This window comes from Micromonospora musae (assembly GCF_003626635.1).
Lineage (GTDB): Bacteria > Actinomycetota > Actinomycetes > Mycobacteriales > Micromonosporaceae > Micromonospora > Micromonospora musae.
The window spans coordinates 343,418-359,116 of record NZ_RAZT01000001.1 but is presented as its reverse complement, the minus strand read 5'-3'; the positions used below and the strand labels follow the sequence as shown (position 1 = coordinate 359,116).

Sequence of the window (15,699 nt, the reverse complement as noted above, 5' to 3'; positions counted from 1 at the left end):
CCCGTCCGGCGCCGTCGAGACCGGGATCGTGACATGGCTCTGGGCTTCCTGCTGGCGATCATCGCCGCGTTGTGCAGTGCCACGGCTGCGATCGTGCAGTCGGTCGGGGCCCGCCGGCTGGCCGCCACCGCGCACGTCGACCCGCGACTGCTGTTCAGGTTGGTGCGCAACGGCCCGTACGCGGCGGGTCTGGTGCTGGACGGGGCGTCCTCCCTGCTGACCTTCACCGCCCTGCGGATCCTGCCGGTCTTCGCGGTGCAGGCGGTGGGGGCCGCCAACCTCGGCATGGTGGCGATCATCGCCATGCTCGTGCTGCGTCTGCACCTGACGGTGCGGGACTGGCTGGCGATCCTCGGTGTGATCGCCGGGCTCGTGCTGCTCGTGCTCTCCGCGAAGGCGGGGCCGCCGGGCACGGTGCCCGGCGCGGCCGGCTGGTGGCTGCTCGCCCTGGTGATCGTGCTGGGGGGCGTGGCGTACCTGGGCAGCCCGAAGATGTGCGGTCCCGCGGTGCCCGGCCTGTTGGCCGGGCTCTCCTTCGGGTCGGCGGCGCTCGGTGCGCGCCTGCTCGCGAAGGTCGAGAGCGTCGGCGACGTGGTCGGCAATCCCGCGTCGTACGCCGTGGTGCTCGCCGGTCTGACCGGTGTGCTGCTCTACGCGACCGCGCTGCAACGTGGCTCGGTGACGGTCGCCTCGGCGTCGTCCGTCGTCGGGCAGACGGTGGCGCCGGCGGTGACCGGCTGGCTGCTGCTCGGCGATCGGGTCCGGCCCGGCTTCACGCCGGTGGCGATCCTGGGTTTCGTGCTCGCGGTCGCCGGCGCGGTCGCGCTGGCCCGCCACGCCCAGCCGCAGATCGAGCCGGACGACTGCGGGCCGGAGCGGAGCGAGACGCCCGGTCGCTGACATGTCGGATGCTCCCAGCGGTACGCGACGGAGGGGCGCGATGGCGCCCCTTCGGAACAATCATCAGCTTAATCGCCATTTGCGTACTCTTAGGGCGATTACCGAGCACTGCCGGGGTGGCCACCCGGGCGGAGGCCACAGCCGTTTATCTCCGACCGCCCCGGGAACCCGCGCCGGGCCACCGTCGGCGCTCCGAGTCCCACCGGGTCGAGGCGCCGCCCGGAGAGATCCGGCCTTCGACGGTGGTGACGGGAAGCGGAGGACCGCCCTGGGGGAGGCACATGTGACCGGCCCGGTTGGCGTGCGGTGAACGCTACGACGGAGATGCTGGTGGGCGTGCCCATCGCTCTGGCCGCCGCCGCGGCCTTCGGGGCCTCGGGCGTGCTGCAGTTCCGCGCCGGACGGCAGGTGCCGGAGGAGCCGGCCGGACGCCCCACCCTCCTGGTCCATCTGGTCCGGCTGCCCAGCTGGCGCTGGTCGGTGGTGCTCGCGGTGCTGGCGTTCGCCCTCCAGGTGGCCGCGCTCAGCCTGATCCCGCTGATCCTGGTGCAGCCGCTGCTGGTCACCGGGCTCGTCTGGTACGTCCTGCTCTTCGCGGCGTTCCAACACGACCGCCCCGACCGGACGATCCTGCTGGAGTCCACCCTCTGCCTGTTCGGGCTCGCGGCCTTCCTGGTGATCGCCGAACCCGGCCGGGGCCAGGGGCGCGGGCTGGACTCGTTCTGGTCAGCGCTGCTGCTCGGGGTGGCCGTCGTGGTCTCGATCGGGCTCTGCCTGCTGGCCGCGGTGCGGCTCGAGCGACGCTGGCGACCGATGCCCCTGGCGATCGCGGCGGGCATCTGTTACGGCGTCACCGCCGGCCTCGTCAGCAGCCTCGCCTTCCACCTGCAGGAGAGCCCGCTACAGGTGTTCACGCAGTGGCAGGCGTACGCCGTCGCCGTGCTCGGGCCGTTCGGGGTGCTGCTCAGCCAGAACGCCTACCAGGCCGGTCCGCTGGGCGCGCCGGCGCTGGCCGCGATCACCGTCACCGACCCGCTGGTGGCCATCCTCGTCGGGTTGATCTGGCTGGACGAGTCGATCCGGGGCGGCGTGCAGGCGGCCCTCGGGCAGGCGCTCGCGCTCGTCGTGGTGATCCTGGCGGTCGTCATGCTGGCCCGACGCGCGCCGCACGTGAAGGGGGGTTAGCCCGCCGGTGCGCGGCGCGTCAGTTCGCCCGGTCGGCGTCGTAGGCCACGCGGGCCGCGAAGACGTCGTCGAGCCGACCCTCCACCCACCGGGTCAGCGTCCACACCTGGTCGGCGACCTCCCGCCCCATCGGAGTCAGCGAGTAGTCGACCCGGGGTGGGATGACCGGTTGGGCGTCGCGGTGCACGAAGCCGTCGCGCTGGAGGGTCTGGAGCGTCTGCGCGAGCATCTTCTCGCTCACCCCGCCCACCCGGCGGCGCAGCTCGCTGAACCGGTAGGAGCGTTCGCGCAAGGACGCCAGCACCAGCACGCCCCATCGGCTGGTGACGTGCTCGAGCACCGCGCGGGAGGGGCAGCCGGCCCGGTGCACGTCCGGCGACGACGGGGCGGAGCCGCGCAGGGTCACTTCCTCGTCCAGTACGAAACCGGCACTTTCGTCCATGTCAGTACCTTACTCGAAGGTGGGTACTTACGAAAGCGGCAGTACCAGTCGTAGCGTTAGCGCCGGCCGTCTGGCCGTCACCCATCCACCTGGAAGAAGAGTGCAATGAGCATCGCCATCACCGGCGCCACCGGACAGCTGGGCCGGCTGGTCATCGCCGACCTGCTCGCCGCCGGCGTGCCGGCCGACCAGATCACCGCCGTGGCCCGCAGCGCGGAGAGGGCGGCCGACCTGGTCGCCCGGGGCGTCCGGCTGCACGTGGCCGACTACGACCGGCCCGAGACCTTCGCGGGCGCGTTCCAGCCCGGGGACCGGGTGCTGTTGATCTCCGCCAGCGAGGTCGGCAGGCGCGCCGCGCAGCACGCGGCGGTCGTCGACGCCGCGGCCGCGGCCGGCGTCGCCCAGCTGGCGTACGTCGGCGTGTTCGGTGGGCCCGAGGCGGACTTTCTGCTCGCCGCGGAGCACCGAGCGACCGAGGAGCTGATCCTCGCCACCGGCCTGCCGTACACCTTCCTGCGCAACAACTGGTACAGCGACGCCCCGATGTTCACCGGTGACCTGGCCGGCATCCTGGCCCGGGGCGCGATCGTCAACAGCGTCCACGGGGAGAGCCGCATCGCCACCGCGTCGCGCGGCGACTACGCCGCCGCCGCGGCCGCCGTGCTGACCTCGGACGGTCACCTGAACGCGGCGTACGAGCTGAGCGGCGACCACGCCTGGACGTTCGGCGAGTTCGCGGAGGTGATCACCCGGCTGAGCGGCACCAAGGTCGTGCACAGCTACGTCCCGCCGCAGGAGCAGAAGGCGATGATGACCGGCGCCGGTCTGCCCGACGCGCTCGCCGAGATCTTCGTCGACGTGGACGAGGCCATCAACCGGGGCGCGCTGGCCGGTACGCCCGGAGACCTGTCCCGGCTCATCGGCCGCCCGACGACGCCGATGGCCGAGACGGTCGCGGCGGCGCTGGCCGACGTCCCGTCCTGAACCGACCGGTCCCCAGGTCCGGGGCAGCTCGAACGCAGGCCGCCCGGCCGGATCTCCGGCCGGGCGGCGTCGAGAGTGCCGCAGCCCCGCAGTTTCACCCGGCCGTCACCGGCGGTCGCGCGACTGCCGGCGGCGTGCCGATCAGCGCAGCAGGGTGACCCGGCCGTTGTCGAGGTCGTAGCGGGCGCCCACCACCGCCAGCGCACCCTCGTGCACCTTCTCGGCGAGGATCGGGCTGCGGTCGAGCAGCGACCGCACCTGCGCCTTCACGTTCGCCCGGACCCCGTTCTCCACCGGGTCGCCGGGGAGGTCGAGCACCGGCTCCACCACCGGGCGGAGACTGTCGACGATCGTGCCGATGTGACCGGGCGCCGTGCCGCCCGAGCGGATCGTGTCGATGGTGGCGGTGATCGCCCCGCACCGCTCGTGGCCCAGGACGACGACGAGCGGGCTGCCGAACTCCTCGACCGCGAACTCGACGCTGCCCAGTAGCAGGTCGTCGACGATGTTCCCGGCGACCCGGTTGTCGAACAGGTCGCCTAGCCCCTGGTCGAAGAGGAGCTCGGGGGCGACTCGGGAGTCCGCGCAGCCGATGGTGACGGCGAAGGGATGCTGCCCCGCGGCCAGTTCGTGCAGGTCGTCGAGGCTCTGGTGCGGGTGCCGGCTGTGCCCGGTCACGAATCGCTGGTTGCCCCGCAGCAGGCGACGTAGCGCCTCGGTCGGAGTGGGTGGAGTCGGTTCGGTGGGGGCGGCGACGGCCGGCTGGGCGGCGGCCCCCGCACCGAGGGCGACGACGGCGGCTCCGCCGGTCGCCAGGAGCGACCGGCGGGACAGGGAGGAACGCGTCACGATGATCTCCTGTGTCGAGGTTCGCCTATTTCCTATCATCGAATCGTCCACTGTGGCCGTCGGTGTGACGCTCGGCGCTGTCGCGGTTCCGACCCGCGAGGCGGGCCGGGCGGCTAGCGTCGGGCGTGTGGTGCGACTGCTCTCCTCAACGGCGTTCGGTAAGGTCCGCGGATCGTGACCCAGCCACCTCCGCCGCCGCCGCGGATCGTGCAACTGCTCGCCTCGCCCGTGCACCGGTACGTCGGCCGGCCCGCCGACGGTCCGGCCCCCGCTGTGGAGGGTGAGCTGGTCGAGGAGGTGCGCCTCCGGGCCGGTCTGGGAATCGTGGGGGACCGGTACTTCGGCCGCCCCGCGCACCGGGAGGCGAGCGTGACCCTGATCGCGCAGGAGTCGCTGCCGGCCGGCGCCGACCTGCGGCAGGTCCGCCGCAACGTGCTCACCGCCGGCATCGCCGTCGACGAGCTCGTCGGGGCGGTGCTGGTGCTGGACTCCGGCGCCGGCCCGGTCCGGTTGCGGGTCAACCGGCCGGCGAACCCGTGCGCGTGGATGGACGTGACGATCGGCCCGGGCGCCTGGAAGGCGTTGCGCCGTCGGGGCGGCGTGCGGTGCACGCCGCTCACCGACGGCGTCCTGCGGGTCGGCCCGGTGCAGGTGACGATCGAGACGCCGTCGGTCAGCGCCCCTGAAGCGTCCTGACGTTGTCGCCGAACGTCCAGCCCTTGCTGCCGTCCCAGTTCAGCGACCAGGTCATCAGGCCCTTGAGCGCGCCGCCGTAGGTGTTCCACGCCTGGGCCACCGCGGCCGGCGCCAGGTGGCCGCCGCCCGCACCCGGCTGGGCCGGCAGCCCGGGGACCTGCTTGTCGTACGGAACGCGGATGGTGGTGCCCTGCACGACCAGCCCGGTGTTGAGGCAGTCGGTCTGCTTGGTGAAGCCCTCCACGGTGCCCGCCGGGTACGAGTCGCCGGCGCAGCCGTACATGCTGCCGTTGTAGTACTGCATGTTCAGCCACCAGAGCCGCCCGTTGTCGGCGTACCGCTTGACGATCGGCAGGTACGCGCCCCAGATCGACCCGTAGACGACGCTGCCGCCGGTGACGTACGCGGTCTCCGGCGCCATGGTCAGGCCGAAGTTGGCCGGCATCTGGGCGAGCACCCCGTCGATGATGCGGATCAGGTTCGCCTGCGAGGTGGAGAGCTGGTTGATGTTGCCGCTGCCGGTCAGCCCGGTCTCGATGTCGATGTCGATGCCGTCGAAGTTGTACCGCTTCAGAATCGGCACGATGGTGGCGACGAACCGGTCGGCGACGACGCTGGAGCTGAGGTCGATGCCGGCGGTGGCGCCGCCGATCGACATCAGGATGGTCAGCCCGGCGGCCTTGGCCTGGCACATCTCGGCGGGCGTCGCCACCTTCACGGTGGCGTCCATGCCGTCCTCCCAGAGCACCGTGCCGTCGGGGCGGATCACCGGGAACGCCGCGTTGATCACGTTGTAGCCGTGGGTACGGATCCGCGAGTCGGTGATCGGGATCCAGCCCAGCGGCGGGTGGACTCCGTTGGCGGCCCCGTCCCAGTTCTCCCAGTACCCCTGGAGCACCTTGCCGGCCGGCTTCGACTTCACTGCGCAGGTGGTCGAACCCGGCGGAACGGTCGACGTCGGGGTGGGTGTGGGCGGCACGGTCGGCGGCGGCGAGGGAGTGCCGTCACAGGCGCCCAGGTCCGTCCAGAGTGCCGGGGTGCCGGCGGGGTTCCAACCGGCGCCCGCCGGCGGGGTGTGGGTGACCAGAGCCTGGTACGTCCGGCTCGTGTAGGTGACCCGGCTGCCCGCCGGGTAGTTCATCGCCTCCGCCCACTGCGGCGCCGAGCAGGCCGCGGCCGCGGTCTGCGTGGTGGTGGCGAATCCGTTGGTGGCCGGCAGCGCCGCGATGGCGGCGACCAGCGCCGCGCCGGCCAGCAGCGCGGGCACCCTGCGTCGAAGTCGCATGACATGCCTCCTCATCGATTGACGGGAGGCTATCAATTAACTTTGTTAAATGTAAATGTGTCAGTGCCCTGCGGGTGGCGCCACCGAGAGCCTGGGACACTTTCGGTATGAGAGCACGGCGAACGATCCTCCTCCCGCTGGCCGTTCTCGCCTCGCTCACGGCCTGCACCGACGTGCCCGCGCCCGCCCCACCGTCCGGCTCGCCCGGTGGGCCGTCCGCGTCGGTCACCGCGCCGTCCGGGTCCGCTCCGGCGGCGACCCGCTCGCCCGCCCGGTTCGACAAGGCGCTGCACGACGAGTTGATCGGCATGTTCCGGCGCGACCAGGCCGAGCGAAACGGGGAGCCGGTCGCCGAGAGCGACCAGACTCGCACCGCCCGGCTGAAGGAGATCATCGCCGAGCACGGCTGGCCGACCATCGACCTGGTCGGTGAGGACGGCGAGGACGCCGCCTGGACCATCGCCCAGCACTCCGACCTCGACCCCGCCTTCCAGCAGCAGGCCGTCGAGCTGCTCCGCAGCGCCGTCGCCGTGGGTCAGGCCTCGCCCGGCAACCTGGCGTACCTCGAAGACCGGGTCGCGGCGGCCAAGGGCGAGCCACAGACGTACGGCACGCAGGTCCGCTGCGGTCCGGACGGTCCGGTGCCGGCGACGCCGATCCGCGACGAACCGGGCCTCGACGCCCGGCGCGCGACCGCCGGCCTTCCCCCGTTCGCCACCTACCTCGCCGAGATGGCCGCGGTCTGCGCCGAGGACGACGGCTGAGCGGAGCAGTGGCGCCGGTCGCGCCGTCGGCGGTCGCCCGCCGCCCGTGCACGGCGGCCTGGGACACTCGTGCCATGCAGTTCACCGTGACCGACGTGCCCGAGCGTGACCGCTTCGAGGCGCGGAACGAGACCGGCGACCTCGCCGGCGTCGTCACCTACCAGTTGACCGGCACGATCATCGCGTACACCCACACCGAGGTCGACCCCGAGTTCGAGGGGCAGGGCGTCGGCTCGACGCTCGCCCGGGCCGTGATGGACGACGCCCGGGCCAAGGGGCGCACCGTCGTGCCGATCTGCCCGTTCATCGCCAAGTGGCTGACCCGGCACCCGGAGTACGAGCAGATCGTGGTCCGCACCACCCGCAAAATCAAGTAGCTCTGCCGGGCCCGCACCCGATGGGCGCCGCCCGACTCCGGTCGATCCCCGTCGATCGGGTCAGATAGCCGGATGGACACGGACGTTCGACGCTACCTCGACGACCTGCTGGCGGTGGCCCGCTCGGTGCTGGGCGACAACCTGATCGGCGCGTACGCCGCCGGTTCGGTCGGGCTCGACGCGTACCAGCCCGGCCGCAGCGACATCGACGTGGCGCTGCTCTGCGCCGACCCGCTGGCCGAGCAGACCAAGCGCGCGCTGGTCACCGGCCTGCGGCACGAGGCGCTGCCCTGCCCGGCGCGCGGGCTGGAACTGGTCACGTACCGCCGGTCGGTCGCCGCGTCCGGCACCCCGGAGCCCGGCTTCGAAGTGGAGCTGAACACCGGGGCGCGGATGCCGTTCCGGGCCACCTACGCCCCGGCGGATCGACCGGTCGCGGACGGGCACTTCTGGTACGCGCTGGACCGCAGCATCCTGCGCCAGTGCGGCTACCCGCTGCTCGGCGCCCCGGCGGCCGAGGTGTTCGCCGACGTGAGCCCCGCCGACCTGCGGCGCCTGCTCGTCGACGCGCTCGGCTGGTGGCTGGCCCTGCCGACCCCGCCCGGTGACGAGCCGGCGCCCGGCGCCGAGGACGCCGTGCTCGGCGCCTGCCGCTCCCTGGTGCGCGTCCGGCACGGCCGGTGGCTGGCGAAGTCCGAGGCCGGGCAGCGGCTGATCGCCGACGGGGACGAGGCGACGCCGGTGATCGAGCGCTCCATCGCGGCGCGGCGCGGCGGCCCGCCGCCGAGCGGCCCGCAGGCCCGCGCCTTCCAGCAACGGGTCCTCGACGAGATCACCCAAACCCCCTAACCCCCACCCCCGCCGCGGTGATCATGAGCTTCTCGGCGTCCGGCACGGCGTGTCCCACCGGGCAACGTCATGATCACCGGGTGCCGGCGGGGGAGGGGCGGGAGGGGTGGGGGGTGGTCAGGCGACGGTTAGGCGGATCGGGGTTTCGTCGGGGGTGCCGGGTAGGCGGATGGTTACTCGACCGTCGGCGGTGTGCACGGTGCCGCGGCTGACGGTCACCGGGCGGTCGGTGGCGAGCACCACCTCGTCGTCGCCCTGGGTGGGGCGCAGCAGTACGGAGTCCCCGTCTCGGCCGACCAGCTCGCACGTCGTCTCCAGCAGCGTGGCGGCGCCGACCCGAAGCCCGTGCGGCAGGATGAGGCCGGTGCGGGCGGGCACCCGCAGCCGACGCCCGCCCAGCAGCGCCGCACCGTGCCACCCGAGCGAGACGGTGACGGCCGACGGGGCCACGTTGATCAGGTGCAGCAGCCGCTGCCCGGCCCGGTCCACGGTTGAGGTGAGCACCAGCCCGGGCCCGTCGGCGTCCGGGGCGAGGCGGGGGCGGGCACCGAGCCGCTCCACCGCCGTACGCCAGAAGTCCAGGTCGCAGGGGATGTCGGCGGCGATCACCAGAGCCCGGCCCGCGCCGACCGTCACCTCCACCGCGCACGGCTCGCCGGAGGCCACCTCGGTGAGGACCGGCTGGGCCGCCTCCCCGGCCAGCCGCTGGGCGTAGCCGACCCGCGCCTCGGCCCGGCCCGCCGCCCAGCCCTGCCCGACCACCGACGGGAAGGAGTGCGGCCCGTCGTCGACGCGCCCGGTGACGGTCAGGCCGAGCGCGTCGGCGAGCACGGTGCAGGGGTCGCCGTCGTGGTCCCGCTCCGGCAGCACGCCGTGCAGCAGCAGGCGACCGCCGGCGTGCAGGTGCTCGACCAGCCGCTGCTGCACCTCCCGGCCGAGCGTGGCGGCGCTGGCCAGCGCGATCACCGGCGGCGTACCCGTGGGCAGCGGCGACTGGAGGTCGACGGCGGGGAAGGAGTAGCCGGCGAGCAGCAGCGCCCGGGCCAGCACGTCGCAGGGCCCGAGGCCCCGGAAGCGTTCCAGGTCGGCGATCTGCGCGGCGCGTGACGCCGACGCCGGGTGGTGGTACTCGGTCAGGTAGTGGTCGGGCACGAACCCCAGCGCCAGCCCGTCGTTCTCCTCGTCGGAGTCGGCGAGCAGGTCGGCGACCCCGCCTACGGCGTGCAGGGCGCGCCGGGCCGCCGCGTAGGTGGGGTTGAGCCGTCCCTCGGGGTCGACCGGCGCGGCGAAGCCGTGCCGTTCCCCGGTGAACGCGATCCGGTCGTTGCCGTCACCGACCGGCTCGGCCAGGGGCGGGTTGTAGCCACCGGCGAAGAGGTAGAGGTTGAGCAGCCGGTTGCCCTGCGCCACGCAGAGCCGGGCCTTCAGCTCGATCGCCTCGGGCGGGTAGAGCGTGGAGAGGTCCTGGCCGTAGTCGCCGTTGCCGGCCTCGAACTCCAGCGACGTCGGCGGCTGGTCGGCGTCATGCACCGCGGCCAGGAACGCGTTGCCCGCGTACAGGTCGGCGACGTTGGTGACGGTGAGGTCACCGAGGTAGTAGTCGGAGCCGGAGGTGAGCTGCGGCTGCCCCCGGTACGCCTCGAAGAGCTGGCTGATGCCGATCGGGAAGGTGCGGCCCCGCCCGCCGCCGGTGCCGTGCACGTTGATCAGGAACGGCACCCCGGTCACGCCGTGCCGTTCGGCGGACTCGCGCAACGCGACCACGTACCGCCGGTACCGGTCGCGCATGTAGCGGCCCAGGTCGTCGTGGAGCGTCAACGAGCTCGCCTCGGCCGGGCTGCGCAGCGCCGCCGCCCACGCCTGCGGGTCGCCCGGGTCGGCGCCGACGCGCTGCGCCGCGGTCTCCTTGCCGTACCGCTCGACCGCCCAGCGCCGCAGGTCCTCGCAGACGACGTCGGTGAGGTCGGGGGAGTTGGTGACCCAGGAGAGCATCCCGATCTCGTTGTCGAGCTGGACGCCGATCACCGGCCCGCCGCGGTCGGCGAGCCGCTCGGCGATCACCGGCATCACCTCGGCGTACCACCCCTCGGCGGCGGCCAGGAACTCCGGGGCGAGGTAGTCGACGGTGCGGGTGGTGATGGACCGGCCCTCCCAGGTGGTGGGCAGCAGGTGCGGGTGCTCGTCGTACACCCGGTAGGGGATCCCCTCGTTCTTGATCTCGGCCATGATGAACGGCCCGGGGCGGACCACCGCGTAGAGGCCCCGTTCGTGGGCCAGGTCCAGGAAGCCGGCGAGGTCCCGTTGTTCGTGGGTACGCCCCGTGAGGTCCACCTCGCCGTCGGGCAGCTCGTGCCAGAGCCACGGCACGTAGGTGGCGACGGTGTCGCCGCCGCACTCGCGGAGCCGGTCGAGCCGGTCCGCCCACGCCGCCCGGGGCAGTCGGAAGTAGTGCACCTCCCCGGCGAGGAGCAGGCGGGGTCGACCGTCGACGACGATCCTGCGGTCGTGGAGAAGAACTCGCGGCATGCGGTCTGACTCTTCCTCTCGGCGGATCTTCAGGCGGCCCTCTTGTGCTCCGGCGGGCGCCTGCTTATGGTGCCTGAAACCGGTTTCTGTTAACCGCACGTTACGGATCGAGGGAGACATGGGCAATAGTCGGGTCACGGTTCGGGAGATCGCCCGGCTGGCCGGAGTCTCGGTCGCCACGGTTTCCCGGGTCTCCAACGGCACCGGCCAGGTGTCGGAGGAGATGCGCCGGCGCGTCCTCGAGGCGATCGAGAAGTACGGCTACCGGCCGGACCACCTCGGCCGGGCGCTCGCCGCGCGCCGGCACGGTGCGCTGGGCCTGGTCTTCCCCGGTCTCTCCGGTCCCTACTTCACCGAGCTGATCCAGGGCTTCGAGTCGGAGGCCGTGCCGGCCCGGGCCAGCGTGCACATCCTCTGCACCCACCTGCGCGAGGACTCCGACGACCAGGCGCTGGAGATGGCCCGACGGGTCGACGGCATCGCGGTCGTCGGCGGCACCATCACCGAACCGGCGCTGCTGCGCCTCGCCGAGCTGGTCCCGGTCGTCGTGCTTGCCGGCCGGGGACCGGAGACGGTGCCCTCGGTCGGCGTCGACAACGCCCCCGCCATGACGATGCTGACCCGGCACCTGCTGGTCGACCACGGCCTGCGGGACCTCGTCTTCGTGGGCAACCCGGACGGCTCGCCGGACGTCAGCCAGCGATGGGCCGGCTTCCAGGCGGCGTACCGGGAGCTGGACCTCGCGCCGCCGACGGAGCCGCTGCGCCTCGCCATGCAGCAGCACGACGGCGTGCTCGCCACCGAGCGGCTGCTCGGCGGCGGCACCCCGGCCCCGCAGGCCGTCGTCTGCGCCAACGACGAGCTCGCGCTCGGCGTCCTCGTCGGGGCGCTGGGCCGGGGCCTGCGAGTGCCGGAAGACCTCGTCATCACCGGCTTCGACGACGCGCCGATGGCCGCGCTCGTCTCGCCGCCGCTCACCACCGTGCGGCAGCCGGTCCGGGAACTGGCCGCCGAGGCCGCCCGGCTGATCCTCAACGCCGTCGATGCCCCCGGCGCGGCGTTCGACAGCGTCGTCCTCCCCACCGAGTTCGTCGTGCGCCGCAGCTGCGGCTGCCCGGCGGAGCCCCCCACTGGAGGTACCGGCAAGTGAAACGATCGAGACTCGCCCGGATCGCCGCGGTCGCGGCCGCCGTCGTCCTGACCGCCGCCGGCTGCACCGGCACCGAACAGCAGTCCGGGCCCGGCACCGAGGGCCGTATCGCGTACCTCGACTACGGCGACTTCGGCGGCGGCAGCAACCCGCAGGCCAACTACAACCCGTACCTCGACGCCAGCCGGCTCGGCGCCACCGAGTACCTCTTCGAGCAGCTCGTCGCGTACGACAACTACGGCTGTCAGGCGAAGCCCTGGCTGGCCACCGAGTGGAGCTGGACCGACCCGCAGACCTTGGTGTGGAAGCTGCGCGACGGTGTGCAGTGGAACGACGGCAAGCCGTTCACCGCCGACGACGTGACCTTCACCTACGACCTGCTCAAGCAGCACAAGGCGCTCGACGTCAAGGGTGTCTGGCGCTACCTGAGTGCCGTCGAGTCGACCGACCCGCACACCGTCACCATGCGGTTCGTGCAGCCCGGCGCCGCGGCGTTCACGCTCTTCAGCGAGATCAAGATCGTGCCGAAGCACGTCTGGTCCACCGTGGCCGACCCGGTCACCTTCACCAACGCCGAGAAGCCCGTCGGCACCGGACCGTTCACCGTCAAGGCGTTCAACCCCCAGCAGCTCACGCTCGGCCGCAATGCCGACTACTGGCAGGCCGACAAGATCATGGTCGACGAGCTGCGGTTCCACAAGGCCGACGGTGGCGGCCAGATCGACCAGCTCAAGCTCAGCCGCGGCGAGTACGACACCAACGCGATGTTCGTGCCGGACATCAAGAAGGCGTACGTCGACCGAGATCCGGCGCACAACAAGTACTGGTACCCCTCCGGTGGCTCGATCAGCGTCTACATGAACCTCACCAAGGCGCCGTTCGACGACACCGCCTTCCGCAAGGCCCTGCTGCCCGGGTTCAACCGGCAGGAGATCGTCGACAAGGCGCAGCTCGGCTACGTCAAGCCGGCCAGCCAGACCGGACTGGTGGTGCCCGGCCAGGCCGACTGGCTGCCGAAGGACCTCGCCGACCAGGGCGTCATCGGCTACGACCAGGCGAAGGCCGACGCCGACCTGACCGCCGCCGGCTACCCCCGCAACGGCGACGGCAAGCGCGTCGGCAAGGACGGCAAGCCGATCACGTTCAGCTTCCGGGTGCCCGGCTCCTGGACCGACTGGGTGCAGGCGCAGCGGATCATCGTGTCGAACCTGACCGCGCTCGGCTTCACCGTCCGGGCGGAGACCCCCACCCCCGAGGCGTACGAGAACGATCGCGCGATCGGCAACTACGACATGGTGCTCGGTGTGCACGGCGGAAGCTGCAACATGTTCCGCAACTTCCAGGAGCCGCTGGCCAGCGACCAGTCCGCGCCGATCGGCAAGAAGGCGGTCAGCAACTTCGTCCGCTGGAACGACCCGCACACCGACCAGCTGATCGACACGCTGCGCACCGCCACCGACGACGCGGCGCAGAAGGCCGCCGTCGCCGACCTGGCGAAGGTCATGGTGGAGCAGGTGCCGGTGATCCCGCTCTGGTACGGCGCCAAGTGGTTCCAGTACCGCACGGCCAAGGCGGTCGGCTGGCCGAGCGAGGAGAACGCGTACGCCGCGCCCAGCGACAACCTGCTGATCATCACGAACCTCAAGCCCACCGGGGCCGACGCCAAGTAGTCGACCGCCGGCCGGCGCATCCGCGGCGCCGGCCGGCCCGTCGGCGGAGAAGGGACCGGTACTCGTGGCCTACTTCCTCAGACGCTTCGTCTTCTTCCTCGGCACCCTGTGGGCGGCCGTCACGCTGAACTTCCTGATCCCGCGCCTGCAGCCCGGGGACCCCGCCGAGGCGATCGTGTCCCGGCTGGCCGGGCAGAGCGAGAGCGTCGACCCGGCCCAGGTGCAGGCCATCCGGGTCATGCTCGGCACCCCCGACGGGAACCTCTTCGACCAGTACGTGCAGTACCTCGGCGCGGTGCTGCACGGCGACTTCGGAATCTCGTACACCTACTTCCCGTACAGCGTGACGCACATGATCGGCCAGGCGCTGCCGTGGACGGTGATCCTCGTCGGGGTCACCCAGATCATCTCGTTCGTCGTCGGCACGCTGCTCGGCACCTGGGCCGCGTACCGGCGCAACAGCCGGGTCGACTCGGTCATCACCCTCGGCTCGACCTTCCTCGGCACGCTGCCGTTCTTCTGGCTAGCCCTGCTGCTCGTCTACGTCTTCGCCATCACCCTGCACTGGTTCCCCGAGCGGGGCGGCTACGGCGGTGGCAGCTCACCGGGCTGGAGCTGGCTGTTCATCTCCGACGCCTTCCAGCACAGCGTGCTGCCGGCGGTCGCGCTGCTGATCACCGGTCCGATCGGCTGGATCATCGGAATGCGCAACAACATGGTGCAGAGCCTCGGTGAGGACCACACCCGGCTGGCCGTGGCCCGCGGCCTGCCCCGGCGTCGCATCGCCCTCACCTACGGGGCGCGCATCGCGATCCTGCCCAACGTCACCGGCTTCGCCATCGCGCTCGGCGGCATCCTCGGCGGCACCGTGCTGGTGGAGACGGTCTTCAACTACCCCGGCATGGGTCGGCTGCTGCTCGAGTCGGTCTCCAGCCGCGACTACCCGCTGATGCAGGCCATCTTCCTGTTCACCACGATCGGCGTGCTGGTGGCGAACTTCCTGGCCGACCTGCTCTACGGGTTCCTCGACCCCCGGGTGCGAAAGGTGGAATCGGCATGAGAATCGGCCTCGACGAGCGGGGTGAGGCCGCGTGAGCACCCCCGCCCCCGCCGTGCCGGCGCCCGGCACGGACACCGAAGGCGTCCAGGCCGCCGCCACCGCGGTCGCCCGGACCACCCGCCTGCCCGGCTGGTTCGTCATCCTCTGGCGCAACCGCAAGTGCCGTATCGGCCTGCTGATGCTCGCCGCGTTCGTGCTGCTCGCGGTCTTCGCGCCGCTTCTCGCCCCGTACGACCCCCACGAGGACGCCTTTCCCACCTCGCTCGGGCCCACCGGCAGCCACTGGCTGGGCACCACGGCCCAGGGCGAGGACGTCCTGTCCCAACTGGTCGTCGGGGCCCGCACCTCCATGCTCGTCGGCCTCGCGGCCGGGGTGCTCTCCACCCTGATCGGGCTGGTCATCGGCCTGACCGCGGGGTTCGTCGGCGGTTGGGTCGACGAGGTGCTCTCCTTCCTCATCAACCTGGGCCTGGTCGTGCCCGCGTTGCCGCTGATGGTGACGCTCGCCGCGTACGCCCCGGTGCGCGGAATCTGGCTGATCATCGTGGTGATCAGCGTGACCGGCTGGGCGTACGGCGCCCGCATCAAACGCTCGCAGGTCATCACGCTGCGCACCCGCGACTACGTGACCGCCGCCCGGTTCGCCGGCGACGGCACCGCCCGGATCATCGCCCGGGAGATCGTGCCGAACATGACCTCGCTCATCGTGCTCGGCTTCATGGGCGCGGCGCTCGCCGCCATCGGCGGCGAGGCGGGCCTGGCCTTCCTCGGCCTCGGCGATCCGCTGACCGTCAGCTGGGGCGCGATGCTCAACCAGGCCAGCCTCGGCGGCGCGATGCTCACCGGCCAGTGGGCCTGGCTGATCGCCCCCGGCCTCGCGCTCTCGCTGCTGATCACCTCCTTCACGCTGATCAACTTCGGGATCGACGCGCTCAGCAACCCCCACCTCCGGGAGGACTGAC

General features: G+C 72.2%; 15 protein-coding genes. 11 read left to right on the top strand and 4 right to left on the bottom strand.

From position 1 onward, the window contains the following. The first annotated feature begins 33 nt into the window (after positions 1 to 33). Positions 34 to 900: a DMT family protein gene (locus D7044_RS01700; protein WP_120676302.1), complete on the top strand. Its 867-nt coding sequence runs from the start codon at positions 34 to 36 to the stop codon at positions 898 to 900. Between the two features lie 330 nt (positions 901 to 1,230). Continuing rightward, a complete protein-coding gene (locus D7044_RS01695) occupies positions 1,231 to 2,085 on the top strand; it encodes a DMT family transporter (protein ID WP_147434561.1) in 855 nt (284 codons plus the stop codon). A 19-nt stretch (positions 2,086 to 2,104) separates the two neighbouring features. Here D7044_RS01695 and D7044_RS01690 read toward each other — a convergent pair whose 3' ends face one another. Next, complete coding sequence (locus tag D7044_RS01690) at positions 2,105 to 2,527, bottom strand: winged helix-turn-helix transcriptional regulator (RefSeq protein ID WP_120687710.1); 423 nt, start codon at positions 2,525 to 2,527, stop codon at positions 2,105 to 2,107. A gap of 105 nt (positions 2,528 to 2,632) precedes the next feature. On the opposite strand from D7044_RS01690, the gene D7044_RS01685 reads away from it, so the two are divergent. Further along, positions 2,633 to 3,511, top strand: coding sequence for an NAD(P)H-binding protein (locus tag D7044_RS01685; RefSeq protein WP_120687709.1), 879 nt, complete (start codon positions 2,633 to 2,635; stop codon positions 3,509 to 3,511). Positions 3,512 to 3,652: 141 nt separating this feature from the next. On the opposite strand, the gene D7044_RS01680 is transcribed toward D7044_RS01685, so the two are convergent. Next, a complete protein-coding gene (locus tag D7044_RS01680; RefSeq protein ID WP_120687708.1) occupies positions 3,653 to 4,360 on the bottom strand; it encodes a carbonic anhydrase in 708 nt (235 codons plus the stop codon). 174 nt (positions 4,361 to 4,534) lie between these two features. Here D7044_RS01680 and D7044_RS01675 point away from each other — a divergent pair, with 174 nt between their 5' ends. Beyond that, positions 4,535 to 5,056, top strand: a complete 522-nt coding sequence (locus D7044_RS01675) for a molybdenum cofactor biosysynthesis protein (RefSeq protein WP_120687707.1) — start codon at positions 4,535 to 4,537, stop codon at positions 5,054 to 5,056. Here D7044_RS01675 and D7044_RS01670 read toward each other — a convergent pair. Further along, entirely contained in the window at positions 5,034 to 6,341 is a 1,308-nt protein-coding gene (locus D7044_RS01670; RefSeq protein WP_120687706.1) for a glycosyl hydrolase family 18 protein, read from the bottom strand. The two genes, D7044_RS01675 and D7044_RS01670, sit on opposite strands and share 23 nt — an antisense overlap. 107 nt (positions 6,342 to 6,448) lie before the next feature. Between D7044_RS01670 and D7044_RS01665 the strand changes: the two genes are divergently transcribed. From D7044_RS01665 to D7044_RS01655, 3 genes are all read left to right on the top strand, one after another. Then, the gene (locus tag D7044_RS01665; protein WP_120687705.1) at positions 6,449 to 7,105 is read left to right on the top strand and encodes a DUF6624 domain-containing protein; all 657 of its coding nucleotides are present in this window, start codon (positions 6,449 to 6,451) and stop codon (positions 7,103 to 7,105) included. 74 nt (positions 7,106 to 7,179) lie between these two features. After that, complete coding sequence (locus D7044_RS01660; protein ID WP_120687898.1) at positions 7,180 to 7,482, top strand: GNAT family N-acetyltransferase; 303 nt, start codon at positions 7,180 to 7,182, stop codon at positions 7,480 to 7,482. Between the two features lie 72 nt (positions 7,483 to 7,554). Then, positions 7,555 to 8,331 carry a nucleotidyltransferase domain-containing protein gene (locus tag D7044_RS01655; RefSeq protein WP_120687704.1) on the top strand — a complete coding sequence of 259 codons (777 nt, stop codon included), beginning with the start codon at positions 7,555 to 7,557 and terminating at the stop codon, positions 8,329 to 8,331. A 117-nt stretch (positions 8,332 to 8,448) separates the two neighbouring features. On the opposite strand, the gene D7044_RS01650 is transcribed toward D7044_RS01655, so the two are convergent. Continuing rightward, complete coding sequence (locus D7044_RS01650; protein ID WP_158609939.1) at positions 8,449 to 10,857, bottom strand: beta-galactosidase; 2,409 nt, start codon at positions 10,855 to 10,857, stop codon at positions 8,449 to 8,451. Between the two features lie 118 nt (positions 10,858 to 10,975). Here D7044_RS01650 and D7044_RS01645 point away from each other — a divergent pair, with 118 nt between their 5' ends. From D7044_RS01645 to D7044_RS01630, 4 genes are all read left to right on the top strand, one after another. Further along, positions 10,976 to 12,007, top strand: a complete 1,032-nt coding sequence (locus D7044_RS01645; protein ID WP_120687702.1) for a LacI family DNA-binding transcriptional regulator — start codon at positions 10,976 to 10,978, stop codon at positions 12,005 to 12,007. Continuing rightward, positions 12,004 to 13,677: an ABC transporter substrate-binding protein gene (locus D7044_RS01640; protein ID WP_120676321.1), complete on the top strand. Its 1,674-nt coding sequence runs from the start codon at positions 12,004 to 12,006 to the stop codon at positions 13,675 to 13,677. The genes D7044_RS01645 and D7044_RS01640 overlap by 4 nt, the downstream gene beginning before the upstream one ends. 64 nt (positions 13,678 to 13,741) lie before the next feature. Next, on the top strand, positions 13,742 to 14,737 hold the full coding sequence (locus D7044_RS01635; RefSeq protein WP_120676323.1) for an ABC transporter permease: 996 nt from the start codon (positions 13,742 to 13,744) through the stop codon (positions 14,735 to 14,737). A 31-nt stretch (positions 14,738 to 14,768) separates the two neighbouring features. Then, positions 14,769 to 15,698 (top strand): ABC transporter permease, encoded by a 930-nt coding sequence (locus D7044_RS01630; protein WP_120687701.1) that lies wholly within the window; start codon positions 14,769 to 14,771, stop codon positions 15,696 to 15,698. The last annotated feature ends 1 nt before the right edge of the window (position 15,699 follow it).

Bases quoted from the DNA above. Each gene is read 5' to 3' on its own strand.
- D7044_RS01700 (WP_120676302.1), top strand. From the start codon at position 34: ATGGCTCTGGGCTTCCTGCTGGCGATCATCGCCGCGTTGTGCAGTGCC.
- D7044_RS01690 (WP_120687710.1), bottom strand. From the start codon at position 2,527: ATGGACGAAAGTGCCGGTTTCGTACTGGACGAGGAAGTGACCCTGCGC.
- D7044_RS01685 (WP_120687709.1), top strand. From the start codon at position 2,633: ATGAGCATCGCCATCACCGGCGCCACCGGACAGCTGGGCCGGCTGGTC.
- D7044_RS01670 (WP_120687706.1), bottom strand. From the start codon at position 6,341: ATGCGACTTCGACGCAGGGTGCCCGCGCTGCTGGCCGGCGCGGCGCTG.
- D7044_RS01665 (WP_120687705.1), top strand. From the start codon at position 6,449: ATGAGAGCACGGCGAACGATCCTCCTCCCGCTGGCCGTTCTCGCCTCG.
- D7044_RS01660 (WP_120687898.1), top strand. From the start codon at position 7,180: ATGCAGTTCACCGTGACCGACGTGCCCGAGCGTGACCGCTTCGAGGCG.
- D7044_RS01655 (WP_120687704.1), top strand. From the start codon at position 7,555: ATGGACACGGACGTTCGACGCTACCTCGACGACCTGCTGGCGGTGGCC.
- D7044_RS01650 (WP_158609939.1), bottom strand. From the start codon at position 10,857: ATGCCGCGAGTTCTTCTCCACGACCGCAGGATCGTCGTCGACGGTCGA.
- D7044_RS01645 (WP_120687702.1), top strand. From the start codon at position 10,976: ATGGGCAATAGTCGGGTCACGGTTCGGGAGATCGCCCGGCTGGCCGGA.